At 48.9% G+C, this 18,065-nt stretch carries 14 protein-coding genes; 10 read left to right on the top strand and 4 right to left on the bottom strand.

Annotated features, from left to right (window positions below; translation table 11 throughout):
- Positions 1–93: 93 nt before the first annotated feature.
- Both ACO0K2_RS15495 and ACO0K2_RS15490 read right to left on the bottom strand, forming a co-directional pair.
- Positions 94–2,016 carry a PrkA family serine protein kinase gene (locus ACO0K2_RS15495; protein WP_423020417.1) on the bottom strand — a complete coding sequence of 641 codons (1,923 nt, stop codon included), beginning with the start codon at positions 2,014–2,016 and terminating at the stop codon, positions 94–96.
- A 327-nt stretch (positions 2,017–2,343) separates the two neighbouring features.
- Entirely contained in the window at positions 2,344–4,641 is a 2,298-nt protein-coding gene (locus tag ACO0K2_RS15490) for a putative bifunctional diguanylate cyclase/phosphodiesterase (protein WP_423020415.1), read from the bottom strand.
- Positions 4,642–4,967: 326 nt separating this feature from the next.
- Between ACO0K2_RS15490 and ACO0K2_RS15485 the strand changes: the two genes are divergently transcribed.
- The 6 genes from ACO0K2_RS15485 to ACO0K2_RS15460 all read left to right on the top strand — a co-directional run bounded on the left by ACO0K2_RS15485 (position 4,968) and on the right by ACO0K2_RS15460 (position 13,161).
- Positions 4,968–5,570, top strand: coding sequence for a TetR/AcrR family transcriptional regulator (locus ACO0K2_RS15485; protein WP_423020413.1), 603 nt, complete (start codon positions 4,968–4,970; stop codon positions 5,568–5,570).
- A 104-nt stretch (positions 5,571–5,674) separates the two neighbouring features.
- Positions 5,675–6,784, top strand: a complete 1,110-nt coding sequence (locus ACO0K2_RS15480; RefSeq protein ID WP_423020411.1) for an alkene reductase — start codon at positions 5,675–5,677, stop codon at positions 6,782–6,784.
- A gap of 199 nt (positions 6,785–6,983) precedes the next feature.
- Positions 6,984–9,605, top strand: a complete 2,622-nt coding sequence (locus tag ACO0K2_RS15475; protein WP_423020408.1) for a heavy metal translocating P-type ATPase — start codon at positions 6,984–6,986, stop codon at positions 9,603–9,605.
- A 162-nt stretch (positions 9,606–9,767) separates the two neighbouring features.
- The gene (locus ACO0K2_RS15470) at positions 9,768–10,700 is read left to right on the top strand and encodes a metallophosphoesterase family protein (protein WP_423020406.1); all 933 of its coding nucleotides are present in this window, start codon (positions 9,768–9,770) and stop codon (positions 10,698–10,700) included.
- 173 nt (positions 10,701–10,873) lie between these two features.
- A complete protein-coding gene (locus tag ACO0K2_RS15465; RefSeq protein WP_423020404.1) occupies positions 10,874–11,914 on the top strand; it encodes a GMP reductase in 1,041 nt (346 codons plus the stop codon).
- 482 nt (positions 11,915–12,396) lie between these two features.
- Positions 12,397–13,161 (top strand): energy transducer TonB, encoded by a 765-nt coding sequence (locus ACO0K2_RS15460; protein ID WP_423020402.1) that lies wholly within the window; start codon positions 12,397–12,399, stop codon positions 13,159–13,161.
- A 122-nt stretch (positions 13,162–13,283) separates the two neighbouring features.
- On the opposite strand, the gene ACO0K2_RS15455 is transcribed toward ACO0K2_RS15460, so the two are convergent.
- Entirely contained in the window at positions 13,284–13,787 is a 504-nt protein-coding gene (locus tag ACO0K2_RS15455; RefSeq protein ID WP_423020400.1) for a chemotaxis protein CheW, read from the bottom strand.
- Positions 13,788–14,034: 247 nt separating this feature from the next.
- Positions 14,035–14,883: a tRNA threonylcarbamoyladenosine dehydratase gene (locus tag ACO0K2_RS15450; RefSeq protein WP_423020398.1), complete on the bottom strand. Its 849-nt coding sequence runs from the start codon at positions 14,881–14,883 to the stop codon at positions 14,035–14,037.
- 113 nt (positions 14,884–14,996) lie between these two features.
- Between ACO0K2_RS15450 and ACO0K2_RS15445 the strand changes: the two genes are divergently transcribed.
- The 4 genes from ACO0K2_RS15445 to ACO0K2_RS15430 all read left to right on the top strand — a co-directional run bounded on the left by ACO0K2_RS15445 (position 14,997) and on the right by ACO0K2_RS15430 (position 18,041).
- A complete protein-coding gene (locus ACO0K2_RS15445; RefSeq protein ID WP_423020396.1) occupies positions 14,997–15,530 on the top strand; it encodes a hemerythrin domain-containing protein in 534 nt (177 codons plus the stop codon).
- Between the two features lie 47 nt (positions 15,531–15,577).
- A complete protein-coding gene (pdxH, locus tag ACO0K2_RS15440) occupies positions 15,578–16,213 on the top strand; it encodes a pyridoxamine 5'-phosphate oxidase (protein WP_423020394.1) in 636 nt (211 codons plus the stop codon).
- 201 nt (positions 16,214–16,414) lie between these two features.
- Positions 16,415–17,569, top strand: a complete 1,155-nt coding sequence (locus ACO0K2_RS15435) for an MGDG synthase family glycosyltransferase (RefSeq protein WP_423020392.1) — start codon at positions 16,415–16,417, stop codon at positions 17,567–17,569.
- Positions 17,562–18,041, top strand: a complete 480-nt coding sequence (locus ACO0K2_RS15430) for a hypothetical protein (protein WP_423020390.1) — start codon at positions 17,562–17,564, stop codon at positions 18,039–18,041. The genes ACO0K2_RS15435 and ACO0K2_RS15430 overlap by 8 nt, the downstream gene beginning before the upstream one ends.
- Positions 18,042–18,065 lie beyond the last annotated feature (24 nt).

Raw genomic sequence — 18,065 nt, 5'->3', positions numbered from 1 at the left:
AATATCACTGCAACTTACACTGCAACGGTGTCCATAGGACTCCAGCATATCGCTGTCTTCGTAGCAATCACCGTTGCATCATGCTCTTCTGCGCTACGACGATTTCCGTACACGTAAATACCATTCGCACAGCAATCGCACTTGTTTCGCTGTATAGCCTTTGCTGACCATGCGATCGACAAATGCCTGATGTTTATTAGCATCATCGGCGCTGGCTTTTGCGTTAAACGAAATGACTGGCAACAGTTCTTCCGTATTCGAGAACATTTTCTTCTCAATCACGGTCCGTAATTTTTCGTAACTCGTCCAAGCAGGATTTTTACCGGCATTCTGTGCTCTGGCACGTAACACAAAATTGACGATCTCATTCCGAAAATCTTTCGGATTAGAAATGCCTGCTGGCTTCTCAATTTTCTCCAGTTCATTATTAAGCGCATCACGGTCAAAGCTCTCACCGGTATCTGGATCTCGGAACTCTTGATCCTGAATCCAAAAATCAGCGAAGGTCACATAGCGATCAAAAATATTTTGTCCATATTCGGAATAGCTCTCTAGGTACGCTGTTTGAATCTCTTTACCAATAAACTCGGCGTACCGCTGAGCGAGATATTCTTTGAGATAGGACACATATTTTTGTTCAATCTCAGGAGCAAATTGCTCGCGCTCGATTTGCTGTTCCAGCACGTACAGCAAGTGCACAGGGTTGGCTGCTACCTCGGTATTATCGAAGTTAAATACTTTCGATAAAATTTTGAACGCAAACCGCGTCGACAAGCCATTCATCCCTTCGTCAACACCCGCATAATCGGCATATTCTTGATGCGATTTTGCTTTGGGATCGGTATCTTTGAGATTTTCTCCATCGTAGACGAGCATTTTGCTAAAAATGCTGGAGTTTTCAGGCTCTTTTAGGCGCGATAAGACAGCAAACTGCGCCATCATTTTCAATGTCCCCGGTGCGCACGGCGCAGCAGACAGAGAGGATGTCCTTACTAACTTTTCATAGATTTTGATTTCATCGCTGATACGTAAGCAATACGGTACCTTCACGATATAAATCCGATCTAAAAAAGCCTCATTATTTTTGTTGTTTTTAAAGGTTTTCCATTCAGACTCATTGGAGTGCGCCAAGATCACACCTTCAAATGGAATCGCACCAAAGCCTTCCGTTCCTTTGAAGTTTCCTTCCTGTGTGGCGGTCAGCAAGGGATGTAGCACTTTAATCGGTGCTTTAAACATCTCGACAAATTCCATCAGACCCTGATTAGCAAGACAGAGTCCGCCCGAATAGCTGTACGCATCAGGGTCATCCTGTGCATATTCTTCTAGCTTGCGAATATCTACTTTCCCAACGAGCGAAGAAATATCCTGATTGTTTTCATCACCAGGTTCGGTTTTGGAAATGGCGACCTGTTTGAGTACGGAAGGATACCGCCGCACCACGCGGAACTGATTAATGTCACCGTTAAATTCATGCAAGCGCTTCACTGCCCATGGGCTAGGAATGCCTTTCAGATACCGACGTGGAATGCCGAAATCTTCTTCAAGCAATACACCATCTTCTTCCTCGTTAAATAATCCAAGGGGAGATTCGTTCACGGGCGAACCTTTAATCGCATAAAACGGAATTTTTTCCGTTAATGCTTTAAGCTTTTCAGCGATGGAGGATTTACCGCCACCCACAGGGCCCAGTAGATAGAGGATTTGCTTGCGCTCTTCGAGTCCCTGCGCCGCATGCCGAAAATAGGATACGACTTGCTCGATCACTTCTTCCATGCCGTAAAACTCACGGAAGGCAGGATAAATTTTGATGATTTTATTGGAAAAAATGCGGGATAGCCGAGGATCGTGCCGTGTATCCACCAATTCCGGTTCACCGATCGCTGCCAGCAAACGTTCAGATGCACTTGCGTAGGCAAGCTTGTCTTTTTTACAGAGCTCAAGATATTCCTGCATAGAATATTCTTCTTCACGAGTCCGTTCGTACCTTGCGGCGTAGTTGTCAAAGATGTTCATCTCGACCTCCTTGGTTAAGCAATCACATGCGAATACCGATCGTACTGGCGACACAGATCTACTTAATTTGGCATGCCTGCCAGCACACTACAGTTTTAGTGTAGATGAAAATTGAAATTTATGTTGATTAAATATTTTCTTTTTTTAATGCAACGTAAAAGACAACGACAAGGAGGATAAAAAATGCATAATAATGTGATGCGCTTTTATCAAAAATGCGTCAAAAGATGTGTCACATCATGTGCTGCTCAACAGAACAAAACACGTATTTTCTTGGTTGGAATTCATCTATATTGTGTCGTTGAAGAACGACATAGGAAGCGGTGATTAGGCGACCTGTCCGAGCTGGTTCGCTTTGAAGTGGGATGCACGCAACAGCGTGTTCATATGCTGAATGTCGAGCGGACGATGGTAGTAGTAACCTTGGAATAAATCGCAACCCACTTCCTTCAGGAACAGTTCCTGACTCTCGTTTTCTACACCTTCTGCAACCGTTGTGCATGCAAGAATTTTTGCCAGTGATACAATCGCTTTAATGATCATTTCACTCTTACGGTTATAGCCGATTTGTGCAACGAAAGAACGATCGATTTTGACGGTGTGCGCAGGGAAATGGCTGAGTTTAGATAAGGATGAATAGCCTGTTCCAAAGTCGTCAATAGCAATACGGTATCCGTGGTTTTTTAATGCATGTAGATGCTGAATCGACAAAGCCTCGTTTGCACTTAACCCGGTTTCGGTAATTTCAAATTCAAGGTATTGCGGTTGGACATCGTAGTCCTGGCACGTCTTCGCAATTAACGCCAACAAGCCCGGTTGCGCGATATCACTTGCTGCGAGATTCAGCGCAATCACTGGACTCTCGCCAAATTCATCCAGCCAACTACGCACCTGGGCACACGCTTGTTGTAAAACAAATTCACTGATTTGTTGTATCAAGCCCGAACGCTCGGCAATCGGAACAAATTCTGCCGGCGACACCTTGCCCAATGTTGGTGATTTCCAACGCAACAGTGCTTCAACACCCACCACCGTGCCATCATGGGTGACCTTGGGTTGATACATCATGTAAAAATCGTTCTGCCGCAGACCATTGACGATTCCTACCTCAATTTCTACTCCACGTAAAATTTGAAGCGCATCATCTTCATCAAACAGCGTGACGCTTTGGTCATTTGAACGACGTGCCGTGTCCAACGCCACTTCGCTGCGGCGTAACACATCATCCGGATCATCATCTTCCGGCCGCACAATAGCGATACCGGCAGAAAACTGCACTAATAAAATTTCACCATTAAGTTCAACTTCTGTCGGTAAGCGCTGACGTACCTGATCGACAAACTGGATCACGTCTTGTGGTGTACGTAAATGATCAACAACAAACGAAAAAACAATACTGCGTAAGCGTGCACAGAAACAGTTTTTGGGGAGGACTTGTGTCAGTTCATCGGCGAAGCGTCGCAACAAAACGTCGCCCGTCTGTGCGCCATATTGTTGATTGGCATGACGAATACTATTCAGCCTGAACGACACAACAGCGGTGACATTGAGTTGCGCGGGATCTGGATTAATCAGTAACGCCTGCAAATACTGTTTCAACATGCCGCGGTTAGGGAGATCGGTCAGTGCATCGTGGTTACTAAGGTAATCCTGCCGCTCTTGACTGAGTTTCAACTCGTGCTGCATGCTGTGCAAATTGGATACGTCACGCAAGGCGACGATGTAATGGTCCGCCGATGTCTGTGAAATATTGTCCAACGCAACCATTTTGCCGTCGCGCGTGCGGTAAGCGGACAAGCGCAATTGCCCTTCGTCATCGACCTCACCGGGGTGGATGCGGACACTGTCTTCTAGCGAGAGCCAATTAAACAGCGCGAGCTCATCATCGTTGTGGGGATCGCGGCCAAGTAGGGAATTTGCCTGCCGGTTCGCCTGTAAAATTTGACCAAAAGCATCTGTCAGCAACAGCGCTGTCCCGGCGTTTTCAAAAATTTCTTGATATTGGGTATAACTCACCGAGAGGGCATCGCTCGCATCGCGATAACGCGCTAACGAGAGATCGAACGCGTTTAAGACACGGAACACTGCTAGCGGCATACACACATTGATGAACAAGAACAGCACAGCGTGTATGTATTGCGGAGCATACAGTGTGGACGTTTTCAATTCAATCAAATGGGGAATCGACACATCAGACAGCGCGATCAGACATCCTGCGCTATTGAGTAGCATGAGAACCAGTGCCAAACGTGTTCCAAAAAATACCCTCGCAAGAATCGGAGTGATATAGGCCAGAATGAATCCTAATCGCGCAACCGAAGGATCTTGAACCGCCAATACCACCACTGCCGCCGTTGCATACACATTGGCAATCAACAGGCTGGCACCTAATTTGACGGAACGGCGGGAAGCAAGGAGTGCGGAAGATTTCAGGCCATATAACAGCGCGACAACCCCAATGACCCGATAGAACCCCTGAGCAGCCGCATCCATTGCACTGTGAATTGCAATCGACGCCTCCAGAAGAAAACTGGAGACGAGAATAATCCGCAAGGCACTGATTTTCCAGGCAGCATGTTCGGCGGGCGTGAGAGCAGTCTCATTGAGGAAAAGCCAGCGAAACATAGGTTCTGTTTATCAATATAAAAACGAGGAAACAACAATATACCAATGAACGGTATCGTCTTTCATAATAAAAACGGCCATCCATGACACCTACAATATTTCTTTTTGGAAATTTGTCTTTATCAGTACTATCAAGTCGGTCTTTCGACACTCAAGTTATCGCTGACAGGAGGATCATCTCGAGTCTAGACCATCTTACATAGGTTTACGCGCCCTAGATTCTTACATTTTTTTCTACAAAATGCAGCAGATAACTGCGGTATGTTACATCCGTAACACAGAATTATGCTTGACACTAGACGACTGGTCTACTAAAATTTGTCTCCATGAATCAAATATCCCCTCGCCCTCAACATCAAGACACACGTGAACGCATTCTGGCAACAGGTGAAGACCTGATTTCCGGTCGTGGTTTCACAGCGTTAGGGCTGAGTGAAATCCTTGGCGCGGCAGAAGTACCGAAAGGTTCCTTCTACCACTATTTCCAATCCAAGGAAGGATTTGGCGTTGCGATGCTGGAACGTTATTTCACCGAATACCAAGAACGGCTGACCACGTTATTTGAAGATAACCGTACGCCCGCACTCCAGCGTTTATTGACGTATTTCAATCATTGGCGAGTGACAACAGAAACCAGTGAATGTCATAAACTCTGTTTGGCCGTGAAGTTAGCAGCCGAAGTCGCTGACCTCTCAGAACCGATGCGGGCAGCGTTAGCGGTGGGAATGCAGGGCATCGTCGGTCAGATTGCAGCAGCGATTCGTGCTGCACAAGCCGAAGGCAGTGTGTCCGGGCAACTCAATCCAGAAGACACCGCTGAGTCGTTGTACAGCATGTGGGTTGGGGCATCGTTGCTGACCAAAGTAAATCGTCAGATGCGCCCTTTGCAACTCGCTTACGCACAAACAGAAGCATTACTCCAATCCTAGTCGCTAGTGATAGCGCAGCACACAGGATTGAATGAAGGACATGGGCAATTGCCCATTTTTTTGAAGCATTAACTAGACGACCGGTCTAATTTAAAGGAAACTCTATGTATAGCAAGTTACTCTCCCCCGTTCAGGCAGGTAGCGTACACCTGAATAACCGCGTTGTAATGGCTCCGTTGACACGCTCTCGTGCAGGCCAACCTGGCGACGTACCCCGCGCTTTGAACGTTGAATACTATGTGCAACGTGCGAGTGCAGGTCTGATCGTGACGGAAGCGAGCCAAATTTCTCGCCAAGGCCAAGGTTACGCGTGGACACCAGGTATTTACACCGATGCGCAGCAAGCTGGCTGGAAAACAGTTGTTGACGCGGTGCATGCGAAGGGCGGCAAAATTGCATTGCAATTGTGGCATGTGGGTCGTATCTCCCATAACCTGCTGCAAGAAAACGAAGCAGCACCGGTCTCCGCTTCAGCGATTACTGCAGCAAACAGCCAATGTTTCGTCATTCAAAAAGATGGCACGCCAGCCAACGTACAGACAGCAGAACCACGTGCTCTGTTGTTAGAAGAAATTCCTGGTATCGTTGACCAATATCGTCAAGCAACTATCCGTGCAAAAAATGCCGGCTTTGATTTGGTCGAAGTGCATGCAGCGAATGGCTATTTGTTGCAACAATTCATGTCCACCAATAGCAATGTGCGAACAGATGCCTACGGTGGCAGCCTCGAAAACCGTGCACGATTGACGCTCGAAGCTGTTGACGCAGCGATTGCTGAAATCGGCGCAGACCGTGTGGGCGTGCGGATGTCACCGAACTTTGTTGCCCATGGCATTCATGACACCGAAGCTGAAGCGATTGCGCTTTACCTGGCAAAAGAGTTCACAAAACGCGGCATTGCTTACCTGCACATCGCAGAACCAGATTGGGCTGGCGGTGCAGAATTGACCACGGCATTCCGTGAGCAATTGCGTCAAGCGTTCCCAGGTACCTTGATTTGCTGCGGTGGCTACACAGCGGAAGAAGCAGAGGCCCTGATCCAAAGCGGCCTCGCCGATGCAGTGGCATTTGGTCGTCCATACATCGCCAATCCAGACCTCGTCGAGCGTTTTGCAGCAGGTGCCGCATTGAATACACCTGATCGCACAACCTTCTACGGTGGCGAAGAAAAAGGCTACACCGACTACCCAACGCTGGCACAAGCAGCAGCGTAATGCAGTAACTCGGTAGCACCCCAGATCGCTGCTCCCCCAGCGATAAAAAAGCATCTTTCCAGCAGACATGGCAAGATGCTTTTTTTTCGTCATCGACGATTGATCACTATCAGATACTCATAGCCCATTGCGGTTAAACTGCAGCCTTCTGCAGTCAGGTACCCGAGCGATGCTCAGTCAACATCAGAAAGCGCACATCATGAACGAATCTCATCAAAAGTCCTCCCACACTGGCGATTGCTGTCAACCAACAGCAGGCGCTGACACGGTGAAAGGAAAAACATACACTGATCCGGTCTGCGGTATGCAAGTCAGTAAAAATGATGAGAAAGCCAGCCGTTTTCAAGGTGTTGCCTATTACTTTTGCAGCACTTCCTGCGTCAACAAATTCAATGCGTCGCCCACGACCTATGTCAAGGCAAAACGTGTAATTGGTCTCAGCGCGGCACCGGCGATGGCTAGTAAGACAGCGGCGGGCGAAGCCATGCAAGAGGATAAGAAAGGAAGCTACACCGATCAGGTGTGTGGCATGCGTGTTAACGAGAACAGCCCTCATCACACCGACCATGCGGGGACGTCTTATTACTTTTGTTGTGCATCGTGCCTGAACAAATTTAAAGCAGATCCCGTCGCGTGGCTCGATCCCACACAACGTCCTGCACCAAAGCCAGTAGCGAAAGACGCGATCTTCATGTGTCCCATGGATCCGCAAATCGAACAGGTCGGTCCGGGCATCTGCCCTATCTGTGGCATGGCACTTGAACCCAAAGAAGCCAGCACCGAAGAAGATACGAGCGAACTCGATGACATGCGTCGACGCTTTCAACGCAGTCTCCCATTTTGCATCCCATTACTCATTCTCAGTATGGGCGACATGATGCCGGGAGTATCCTTCCATAAATGGCTGGGGATGGGAGTACTGAACTGGTTGCAATGGGGCCTAGCAACGCCGGTCGTGCTATGGCTAGGACAACCGTTTTTTGAACGGGCTATTGCTTCGTTCAAGAGTCGCAATTTCAATATGTTTAGCCTCATTGGCGTTGGCACAGGAACGGCCTACCTGTTCAGCACATTTTCACTACTCTTCCCTGGGTTATTGCCCGAAGCATTCAAGGTCGATGGCATGGCACCTTTGTATTTTGAAGCTGCTGCGGTGATTATTAGCCTTGTCCTCGTGGGACAAGTCATGGAATTAACAGCACGCTCCAAAACAAATTCGGCCATCAAGTCACTCTTAGGATTAACACCCACCACGACGATCCGTGTCAGCGCAGATGGAACAGAAAAAGAAATACCCGTCGCCGATGTGATGAAGGGCGACGTATTACGCATTCAACCGGGCACCCATGTTCCCGTCGATGGTTCGGTGTTGGATGGGCATTCATCGATCGATGAATCGATGCTCACCGGCGAACCCATCGCCATTGAAAAATCAATAGGTGAACGCGTACATGCAGGAACCATCAATCAACATGGCAGCCTGACCATGCGCGCAGACAAAGTGGGTAAAGAAACGCTGCTCGCAAAAATCATTGATTTGGTGAATCAAGCAAGCCGTTCCCGCGCCCCAGTGCAGCAACTTGCCGATCGTGTTGCTGCTTGGTTTGTCCCTGGTGTTTTCGTCACAGCATTGGTGGCATTTGGCGTGTGGGCGTGGTTCGGCCCAGCACCTGCGTTAGGAAATGGTCTGATGGCAGCAGTTTCAGTATTAATCATTGCATGCCCGTGCGCCTTGGGGTTAGCAACACCGATGTCAGTGACAGGCGGAATCGGTCGCGGTGCGATCGAAGGTGTATTGATTAAAAATGCCGAAGCCCTTGAAGCATTAGCCCGCATCGATACCCTCGTCGTCGACAAAACGGGAACCCTCACCGAAGGCAAGCCAACGGTGCGGGCATTTCATTTAGCCCATGATGAGGACATCACCAAGATCTTAGCCATTGCACAGGCGATTGAGCGACAAAGTGAGCATCCACTGGCGCAGGCGATACTGACGTTTGTGCGAGAAACATCCACAGAAAGTTCGTCCGTCGCAGTCAACGTGAACAACTTCCACGCCATCACGGGTAAAGGTGTCGAAGCCATCGTCAATGGCGCCAAAGTCCTGCTTGGCACACCCACTTTGATGCGTGAAGCAGGAGTCGCCATCACCGAGTTCCAACCAGCACTCACCACGCTAGAAGAGCAAGGCCACAGTATCATCATGATGGCAATCGACCAGCGCAGTGTGGCCTTGTTTGGTATCGCCGATCAACTCAAAGAAACCAGTGCAAGTGCGATCCGTCAGCTGCAAGCACTTGGGATTCGCGTCGTGTTACTGACCGGAGATCACCGCCATGCGGCAGAAACAGTAGCGCGAGAACTCCATATCGATGACGTCCATGCAGGGATGTTACCGGAGGATAAATTCCGCTTGATCACCACGCTACAGCAACAAGGACATCGCGTAGCGATGGCGGGCGATGGTATCAATGACGCCCCTGCCTTGGCGCAAGCGAGCGTTGGCATTGCCATGGGAACAGGCACCGACATTGCGATGAACAGCGCCCAAGTGATTCTCGTCAAGGGAGACTTGCGGGGGATTGCCAAAGCACGACAACTCAGTATCGCCACGATGAACAATATTCGGCAAAACTTATTTTTTGCCTTTGCCTATAACCTCATTGGTGTCCCCGTTGCCGCTGGCATTCTCTATCCATGGTTTGGGGTGGTATTGAGCCCCATGATCGCCAGTGCAGCGATGAGCTTGAGTTCCGTGTCGGTGATCACTAACGCTCTCCGACTTCGTTCGGTCAAACTGGGGGGGAGATACACCACATAAGGCAGAATAAGGCGGAGACAGACGTGGCGAGACGCCGAATAGACGACGCACATGCCGCAACGCACAATGTCTGCTAAGGCGGTAAAATGACGACCTCATCCTCAAAGCAACCTCGACGTCAACAGACACTTTTTGTTGGTTTTTCCTTTTATAAAGACCTCTATGCGTAAGCCCATTTCTTTTATTTTCGCCGCGGCGACTGTACTACTCACCCCACTGGGTCAGGCAACAGATGCGACAACGGCGTCAAAGAATAGTCTCAATAAGTCTCACAGCAACCCTACCTACACCCTTTACGCCGCAGGTGACATCGCTGAGTGCAAAAAAATACCCGCAGAAAAAAGTATGGCGGCACGCACATCCGACATCATTGTGCACGGTTTAGACGCCGATAAAAATGCGATGGCCGTGACGCTCGGTGACAACACCTATCCCGTTGGTCAACCAGAAGAATTCAGTCATTGCTACGATCCTACTTGGGGCCGATTTAAAGAGCGCACCTTACCCTCTCCGGGCAACCATGATTACGGCATGCCAAAAGCCTTAGGGTATTTCAACTATTTTGGTGACATCGCTGGACCAGATCGTCGCGGCTACTATGCGACCACGTTGGGGTCATGGCGCATTCTTTCGCTCAATAGCAATCTCAATAAACAAGATATGCAGAAACAAATTGCGTGGCTGCAAACCGAATTGAGCAGCAACAAACAAGCATGTACGCTCGCTTTTTGGCACCACCCTGCTTACAGCTCCGGTGGACACGGCAACAATGACAATATGAAGCCGATCTGGAAAATCCTGGTACAAGCCAAAGCAGACGTTGTCCTCAGCGGGCATGATCACGATTACGAACGGTTTGTGCCGATGAATGAAAACGGAGACCGCGATGACAAAAACGGTATCCGAAGTTTTGTTGTCGGTACCGGCGGTGCACAATTAACGCCGATGTTTTTACCCAAATTAACGACCGAAATCCGAAGCAATTCTGCCAACGGCGTACTGAAACTAAGTCTGCATGACAAATCGTATGAATGGGAGTTTGTACCAGTTCAGGGTGTGACTTTTACCGACAAAGGTGCCGGTAGCTGCCATTGAGTTATCGGAAGGGCAAGGTCCCTTCATATGGATTCAATGATGTTGCACATTCCGAATTCAATGGAAGCACCGTGTTTTTTTAAGACTATAATCAACTACGGCTCAACAGCTTAGTGCGTCTTTTCGCCTAAGTTGTTCCTTTCCGCGTCCGCCAGACGCATTACGGAGTCGTTATGCATATCGAAGAAACCCTGAGGCTTGATTTTAAAGACGTGTTAATCCGTCCCAAGCGTTCTACCCTTACCTCCCGTTCCCAAGTCGATTTAGAGCGTGAATTTGTTTTTCACCATTCACGCAAAACGTATCGCGGCATCCCGATCATCGCAGCCAACATGGACTCAACCGGTACCATGGAAATGGCGAGCGCCCTGGAAGCCCATCAATTATCTGTCGCATTGCACAAGCATTACGATGAAGAGACGCTCGTCAATTACTTTACTGGTTTGCAACGAAAATCGACGGCGTTCTATTCAATGGGCATTACCCAATCGGACTTCGAAAAATTTTCTGCGGTCATGGCTCGCGCGCACAATGCGATCGAATACGTCTGTATCGACGTTGCTAATGGCTACACCGAAGGCTTTATTAACTTTGTAAAAAAAGTCCGCACTGCGTATCCCCATTTGACCATCATGGCAGGTAACGTTGTCACAGGTGATATTACTGAAGAATTAATACTCGCTGGTGCCGATATCGTGAAAGTAGGGATTGGTCCTGGCTCTGTTTGTACCACACGCAAAATGACGGGCGTTGGCTATCCGCAATTGTCAGCGATCATTGAGTGTGCGGATGCAGCGCACGGGCTTGGCGGTCAGATCTGTGCAGACGGCGGGTGCGTTGTTCCGGGTGACCTCGCCAAAGCATTTGGTGGCGGTGCTGATTTCATTATGCTCGGCGGTATGCTGGCAGGGCATGACGAATGCGCTGGTGATCTGGTTGAGCGTAACGGCGAAAAATTCAAACGGTTCTATGGCATGAGCAGCCGTGCCGCCATGGATAAATACGCAGGCGGCGTCGCGAAATACCGCGCATCAGAAGGAAAAGAAGTGCTGATCCCCTATCGCGGTCCTGTTGATCATAGTATGCAGGATATCTTAGGTGGCGTACGTTCTGCATGTACTTATGTCGGCGCACACAAACTCAAAGAACTGACCAAGCGCACCACGTTCATCCGCGTGACACAGCAACTGAACGAAGTATTTGGTAAGTCTTAATTGACACTCAAGGCCTCCGCGTTGAGGCCTTTGCTGTTCTACCATCAGGGCTAATCCAGTGTTACAACGCGATTAGCCCTACTCATGTCGTCGACTAGATGACGTAGGGTCTTCCCTCCGCCCCTCTCCATTGCGATCCAAGCTACGGATCAACACAGCGATCAATACGGCAACTAACACAGCAACTCATACGCTAACTTATACGCCAATAGCAATTGCCCTACGTGGCATGTTTTTTGCAGTGCATACAACAAAACAGGCGTCTACTGTCCATTTTAGTGCTTAATATATTGCGACCCATCACTATCCATGGCAGCATGAATATTCTGTTTCAGAAAAAGTGCTAACAAATCGCTATCAAAGCACAAAACACAAAAGGTACAAAAGACACAAAAAACAGACATGACACGACAACGACTTGTCATGCACTGTTCAAAAACCGTTAAAAATTTGCGTAGCAACCGATTTATATGTGGAGAGATATGAATAAGGTAGTTAAGAATCATTGGTTTCAGGTTTTTTCAGTCACGATCAGCCTGTTGTGCGTTGGATCATTGATGAGCGGATGCTCTAAAAATGCCCCCGTCGAAGAATCCAAAGAAGCATCCGCCGCAAGCAGCGCATCCGTGCCTACAGCACAGCCAACGGGTCTGGTCAAAAACCCAGTGAAAAATAGCAAGGTCGTTGATGTGACGCAGTGGATGGACCAAGCGTCAACAAAAACGGCGGCTCAGATAGCGCAAGAGGAAAAACTTGCAAAAGAAAAAAAAGATGCGAAAGAAAAACAGTTACTTGATGCAAAACGTTTAGCGGAAAGTAAGCCGCAAAACCTCAAAAACGAGGCGAGCTCCGCCGTTGCGACGGCACCGCCCCCCGCGCCCAAAACAATAGAAACAAAACCTGCCGAACCCACACCCGTTGCAGTTAGCACGCCGCCTCCTGTTGCCAGCGCCGCACCAGCACCAAAGGCGAACGCAACACCTGAACGAGTCGTTCTGAAATTAGTCAACAATGTTCAGCCAAAGTTTCCAATCAGTGCGGCAAAAGCAGGTGTGACGGAGGGAATGGTCAGTGCCCGCGTACATATCGAAACCGACGGCAAAGTATCAAAGGTGGAAATCTTGAAAGCGAATCCAACACGAACCTTTGAAAAAGAGGTCATCAGTGCGGTATCGCAATGGAAGTATGCACCGGTTCCAACACCACAGACCGCCGTGCTGGAGTTCAGCTTTAAGAGTGAACAATAAGCAGCGATCTCTCTTCAGCACGATGATGCCCCAACATAGCTCTTTAAGAGCAGTGAGCACATCGCGCTGAATATAGCATGCCAATGCTAATGGCTACTCGCTACTTCAACCCACAGCGAGAGTTAAGCGGCGATCAGTCCCAGTTCTGGTCCCGACATTAATTTTTCGATGTCGAGCAAAATAATCATGCGACCATCAATATCGCCCAAGCCGATCAAATAATCTGTCGAAAACGTGGATCCCAATTCAGGTGCTGGCTTGATGGTCGATGGCGACAATGTCACCACATCCGATACGCTATCAACAATCATCCCAATGACGCGCCCTTTGATGTTGAGGACGATCACAACGGTGGATTCGTCAAAGTGGTCCGTCCCGGTATTAAAGCGCAGACGCATATCGATGACTGGAACAATAACACCCCGCAGGTTCATGACGCCTTTCAGGTAATCCGGTGCGTTGGCAATCCGCGTTAATGCTTCGTAATTGCGAATTTCTTGTGTTTGCAGAATATGGATCCCATATTCCTCTGTGCCGAGACGAAATGCGAGAAACTCCTGATCAATCTCACTTTGAAGTGGATGTGACGTATCTGCAACGGGGGTGGCGAGATCAAACTCACTCATGGCGACTGCTCCTCAATGATGAAATCAGGTGATAGCGAATAATGTCAGATGCCCCATTGTCACGCACATGCTGCTGCAGGCGCCAACAATGAACGGGTTTCTGTTGCGATCAATTTAGCATAAAGACGACACAATACATGCCGTCAGGAAACATTCGCTCACAGTTAGCGAGCGATAAACCGATTTATTTTCAATTTGCAACATTTCCGTATCACAATGACCACGCTCTTTTCCCATGAAGACCGTGCTACTTTAGTCCTGCCAAACGGCGTAAGACATAAGCAGCAGCCATCATGCCAAACGAAGCTGTCACGACAATCGATGACCCGAAACCCGCGCAGTTGAGGCCCGTAACGCCTTGCGTTGGCGTCGTCGCTACATCGCCGCTGCCTGTGTTATCTGTGCTGTCTGTGCTGTCTGTGTTAGGGGGGACTTCACACACCTCCGCCGTTTCAGGCATCGTCAGCACTTCCATCGAAAACACCGCATCAATCCCAAATTTGCTTTTGGCACCGCGTGGAAAGCCATGATTTTGTCGTAACCGTTTGCGCACCAGCGCCAGCAGTGGCTCTTGTTCCGTACGCGAGAGATCGCGGATTTCAATTTTTCCGGGATCTGTCTGTCCACCGGCTGCGCCAATGGTAATTAAAGGCACCGCATGTTGGCGGCAGTACGCAATCAGTGCCGTTTTCGCTTTGACATTGTCAATCGCATCAATGACATAATCAAAACGGTCCGTCCCGATCATCTCCTCTAAGTTATCAGGAGTGACAAAATCCTCAACTTCGGTCACCTGACAATACGGGTTAATCAATGCGATACGCTCCGATAACGCGGTCACCTTTGCTTTACCAAGGGTGTCGCTATTGGCCTGAATCTGACGGTTAATATTCGACTCCGCCACGTTATCAAGATCGATCATGGTAATGTGGCCAATAGCACTACGCGCTAATGCTTCCACCACCCATGACCCGACACCACCAACACCAATCACGCCAACATGGGCGCCTTTGAAGCGTTCTAGCGCTGCAGCGCCATACAAACGGGCGACGCCACCAAAACGTCGTTCAAAATCGATATCTGAATTTTGTTGCATAATGAGCTTATTTGAAAATTATGCGTCATTTTACAAGACGCCGATTGATGTGTCGCAAGTAGCGTTAAAATGCGTATAGCATAATGTGATCAACCTCTCCAAAGGGAGTCAGCATGAATAGCTTATTCGACAGTGCACCAGGCTTTGACCAGCCGTTGGCAGTATTAAAACATTGTCATGAACGTATTCGTAAGCAATTGGCGACGATGGAGAAGCTGGTGAACCATCTCAATGACATTGGCATTGATGAGGACGCCCAACACGCAGCGAAAGCGGTGTTGCGCTATTTCCGCAAAGCGGCGCCTCAGCATCATGACGATGAGGAGATTGATTTGCTGCCAGAGTTGGCGTCAACAGCCGTTGGTGAAGATGCTGTGCTTTTGAAATCCTTGACTGCCCAGATCCTTGAACATCATCAACAAATGGGGCAGCAGTGGAAGGTATTGGAAGCACAATTACAAGACATTGAAGATGGTGAAGCTGCTGATTTATCCGCTGCGGATGTCGACGAATTTACGGCGCTCTACGAAGCTCATTTGCATATCGAAGAAACCCATATTGCGCCGATGGCATCGCGGATCTTAAATGAAGCGCAAATGAAAAAATTAGGTGCGGCGATGCAAGCACGTCGTGGTATTACCGCGTAGATCGCCGCAGATTGACGAGAATGTAAGTAAAAAAGTAAAGGAAATCTATGTCTATCGCTGATATACGTAAAGATTATCAACAAGCGAGTCTCTCCGAAACGGATGTGGCTGCAGATCCTATGCAGCAGTTTGGCACGTGGTTCGACCAAGCACTCAAAGCCGATGTTGCTGAAGCCAACGCCATGAGCTTATCAACCGTCAATGCTGCGGGCCGTCCTTCTTCACGTATCGTGTTGATTAAAGAGTTCGATCAACGCGGCTTTTGCTGGTTCACTAACTACGATAGTGCAAAAGGAAATGATCTCGCGACAAACCCTTACGCTTCGTTGCTCTTTTTCTGGACGGCGCTTGAACGTCAGGTCCGCATTGAAGGTAAAGTGGAAAAAATTACCGCAGAAGAAAATGATGCTTACTTCCACAGCCGCCCTCTCGGCAGCCGTCAGGGTGCCCTCGCGTCGAAGCAAAGTCAGCCGATTCCCCACCGTGGTGTCTTAGAAGAACAATTGGCCGCTGTCCTTGAAAAATATGGCGATCAACCACCACGTCCTGAACATTGGGGTGGCTACCGTTTAGTCCCCGAAAAGATCGAATTCTGGCAAGGACGTAGTTCACGCCTGCATGACCGTATCGTCTATACCAAGAATACCGACGGCACTTGGTCGATTGGTCGCTTACAACCATAACACCCTACTCCTCAGTAATGTTTCTGGATACCGCCCGAGTCGATGGACACCGGGCGGTATTTTTTTGCGGCAGAAAAAGTATCTGTCGCCTTCGTGTGTCATACAGCCGTCATTTTTCAGAAACTCCCTGTTACGAAAGCCAACGTAACGTCACATAGACATCATGTTATTCTCTGCGCTTTACGTACTGACCAACATGTCATGGATAAACGCAGAATCTTGTTATTGAGTGTTTCAGCAGGGTCAGGCCACAAGCGGGCTGCTGAAGCGCTACATCTCAGCGCCTTGCAACACAGTGAAGAACTCGAGGTATGCCATCTCGATGTGATGGATTTTGTGACAGCAGGATTTCGTAAAATCTATACCGATTTTTATATCAAGCTCGTCAATAAAGCGCCTACCTTGTGGGGCTACTTATATCATGCGACCAACGAGGCGCAACCAGACGGTACGATGGAGCGTTTGCGACGCAGTATCGAGCGGCTCAATGCGAGACCATTGCTGCGCGCCATTGCAGCATTCGCTCCCGATGCCATTATTTGCACCCATTTTTTGCCCGCAGAAATGCTGTCTCGCCTCATCTACAAAAACCGACTGCATTGCCCTGTCTGGGTTCAGGTGACAGATTTCGACTTACACCGCATGTGGATTCACGATCATATGTCCGGCTATTTTGCTGCCAACGAAGAGATCGCCCATCGTATGCGCTTAAGTGGTATTCCACATGATTGCATTCATATCACAGGTATCCCCGTCATGCCGGCATTTACGCGCCATCCATCCAGAGCCGATTGCGCATCAGAGATCGGTCTTGATCCGGATAAACCAACCGTTTTGTTAATGGGGGGTGGTGCTGGGTTGGGTGGGCTTGATGAGGTGGCACGACGCCTTTTATCGTTGAACGTCGATTTTCAATTGATTGTATTAGCGGGTAAAAATCTATCCGCGCTCCACGCATTACAAGAGATGATGCAACAACTGCCGGGTCGCCTCGTGGCACTCGGTTTTACCAATCAAGTAGAGCGCTTAATGGCATGCTCTGATTTGGTCATCACCAAACCTGGTGGCCTGACTACCTCGGAATGTCTCGCAATGGGATTGCCGATGATCGTTAATTCGCCGATCCCCGGCCAAGAAGAACGCAATGCCGATTATCTGCTAGAGCAAGGTGCAGCACTCAAGGCCTACGACGACATGAGTCTCGCTTATCGGCTTGAATTGCTTTTGTCTCGTCCCGAAAAACTACGCTCGCTACGATCAGCCGCCATCGCGCTCGGCAAGCCCAATGCTGCAGCCGATGTGATCTCGATTGTGCTCCATACCCCTATCACACCTAAAGATCATCCTCATGTCTAAACCACATCCCATCCGCGCTTTTTTACTCACGTTTATTTGGGTCGCTCTTCTTGCATTTTTCTTTTCCGAAGTAGAAATTCAGATTGAAGGTGCAGCAGGCTGGGGAGCCAATCTCCCGACATGGCGTATCGAAAAACATTGGCTACTTGATTTATTTTGGGGCGGAAGAGCCATGACGGGCTACCACGCGTGGGTGTTCCCATTCATTGCCATGTTCTTTCATTTTCCATTTTTCTTTGGTGAGCCATGGACAGGAAAACTGCAAGCGCGAGTCGTGGCTTGCGTGATTCAATTTTGGATTTTAGAAGACTTTCTGTGGTTTGTTCTTAACCCTGCTTATGGTTTAGAACGGTTTAATCCCGACATCGTCACATGGCATCATCACTGGATGTGGGGCACGCCGATCGATTACTGGATCGGCGGCGTTGTGGCAGCCTTTTTGTTCCGCTATTCATTCCGTCCGCAACGATAATGCTGTTGCGGCGATCAACCATGG

Source organism: Undibacterium sp. MH2W (genome assembly GCF_049340215.1).
Taxonomy (GTDB): Bacteria; Pseudomonadota; Gammaproteobacteria; order Burkholderiales; family Burkholderiaceae_D; genus Undibacterium.
This window is presented reverse-complemented; position numbering and strand designations above follow the sequence as displayed.

Excerpts from the sequence above, each read along its gene's own strand:
- ACO0K2_RS15495 (WP_423020417.1), bottom strand. The coding sequence starts at position 2,016 with ATGAACATCTTTGACAACTACGCCGCAAGGTACGAACGGACTCGTGAA.
- ACO0K2_RS15490 (WP_423020415.1), bottom strand. The coding sequence starts at position 4,641 with ATGTTTCGCTGGCTTTTCCTCAATGAGACTGCTCTCACGCCCGCCGAA.
- ACO0K2_RS15485 (WP_423020413.1), top strand. The coding sequence starts at position 4,968 with ATGAATCAAATATCCCCTCGCCCTCAACATCAAGACACACGTGAACGC.
- ACO0K2_RS15480 (WP_423020411.1), top strand. The coding sequence starts at position 5,675 with ATGTATAGCAAGTTACTCTCCCCCGTTCAGGCAGGTAGCGTACACCTG.
- ACO0K2_RS15475 (WP_423020408.1), top strand. The coding sequence starts at position 6,984 with ATGAACGAATCTCATCAAAAGTCCTCCCACACTGGCGATTGCTGTCAA.
- ACO0K2_RS15470 (WP_423020406.1), top strand. The coding sequence starts at position 9,768 with ATGCGTAAGCCCATTTCTTTTATTTTCGCCGCGGCGACTGTACTACTC.
- ACO0K2_RS15465 (WP_423020404.1), top strand. The coding sequence starts at position 10,874 with ATGCATATCGAAGAAACCCTGAGGCTTGATTTTAAAGACGTGTTAATC.
- ACO0K2_RS15460 (WP_423020402.1), top strand. The coding sequence starts at position 12,397 with ATGAATAAGGTAGTTAAGAATCATTGGTTTCAGGTTTTTTCAGTCACG.
- ACO0K2_RS15455 (WP_423020400.1), bottom strand. The coding sequence starts at position 13,787 with ATGAGTGAGTTTGATCTCGCCACCCCCGTTGCAGATACGTCACATCCA.
- ACO0K2_RS15450 (WP_423020398.1), bottom strand. The coding sequence starts at position 14,883 with ATGCAACAAAATTCAGATATCGATTTTGAACGACGTTTTGGTGGCGTC.
- ACO0K2_RS15445 (WP_423020396.1), top strand. The coding sequence starts at position 14,997 with ATGAATAGCTTATTCGACAGTGCACCAGGCTTTGACCAGCCGTTGGCA.
- pdxH (WP_423020394.1), top strand. The coding sequence starts at position 15,578 with ATGTCTATCGCTGATATACGTAAAGATTATCAACAAGCGAGTCTCTCC.
- ACO0K2_RS15435 (WP_423020392.1), top strand. The coding sequence starts at position 16,415 with ATGGATAAACGCAGAATCTTGTTATTGAGTGTTTCAGCAGGGTCAGGC.
- ACO0K2_RS15430 (WP_423020390.1), top strand. The coding sequence starts at position 17,562 with ATGTCTAAACCACATCCCATCCGCGCTTTTTTACTCACGTTTATTTGG.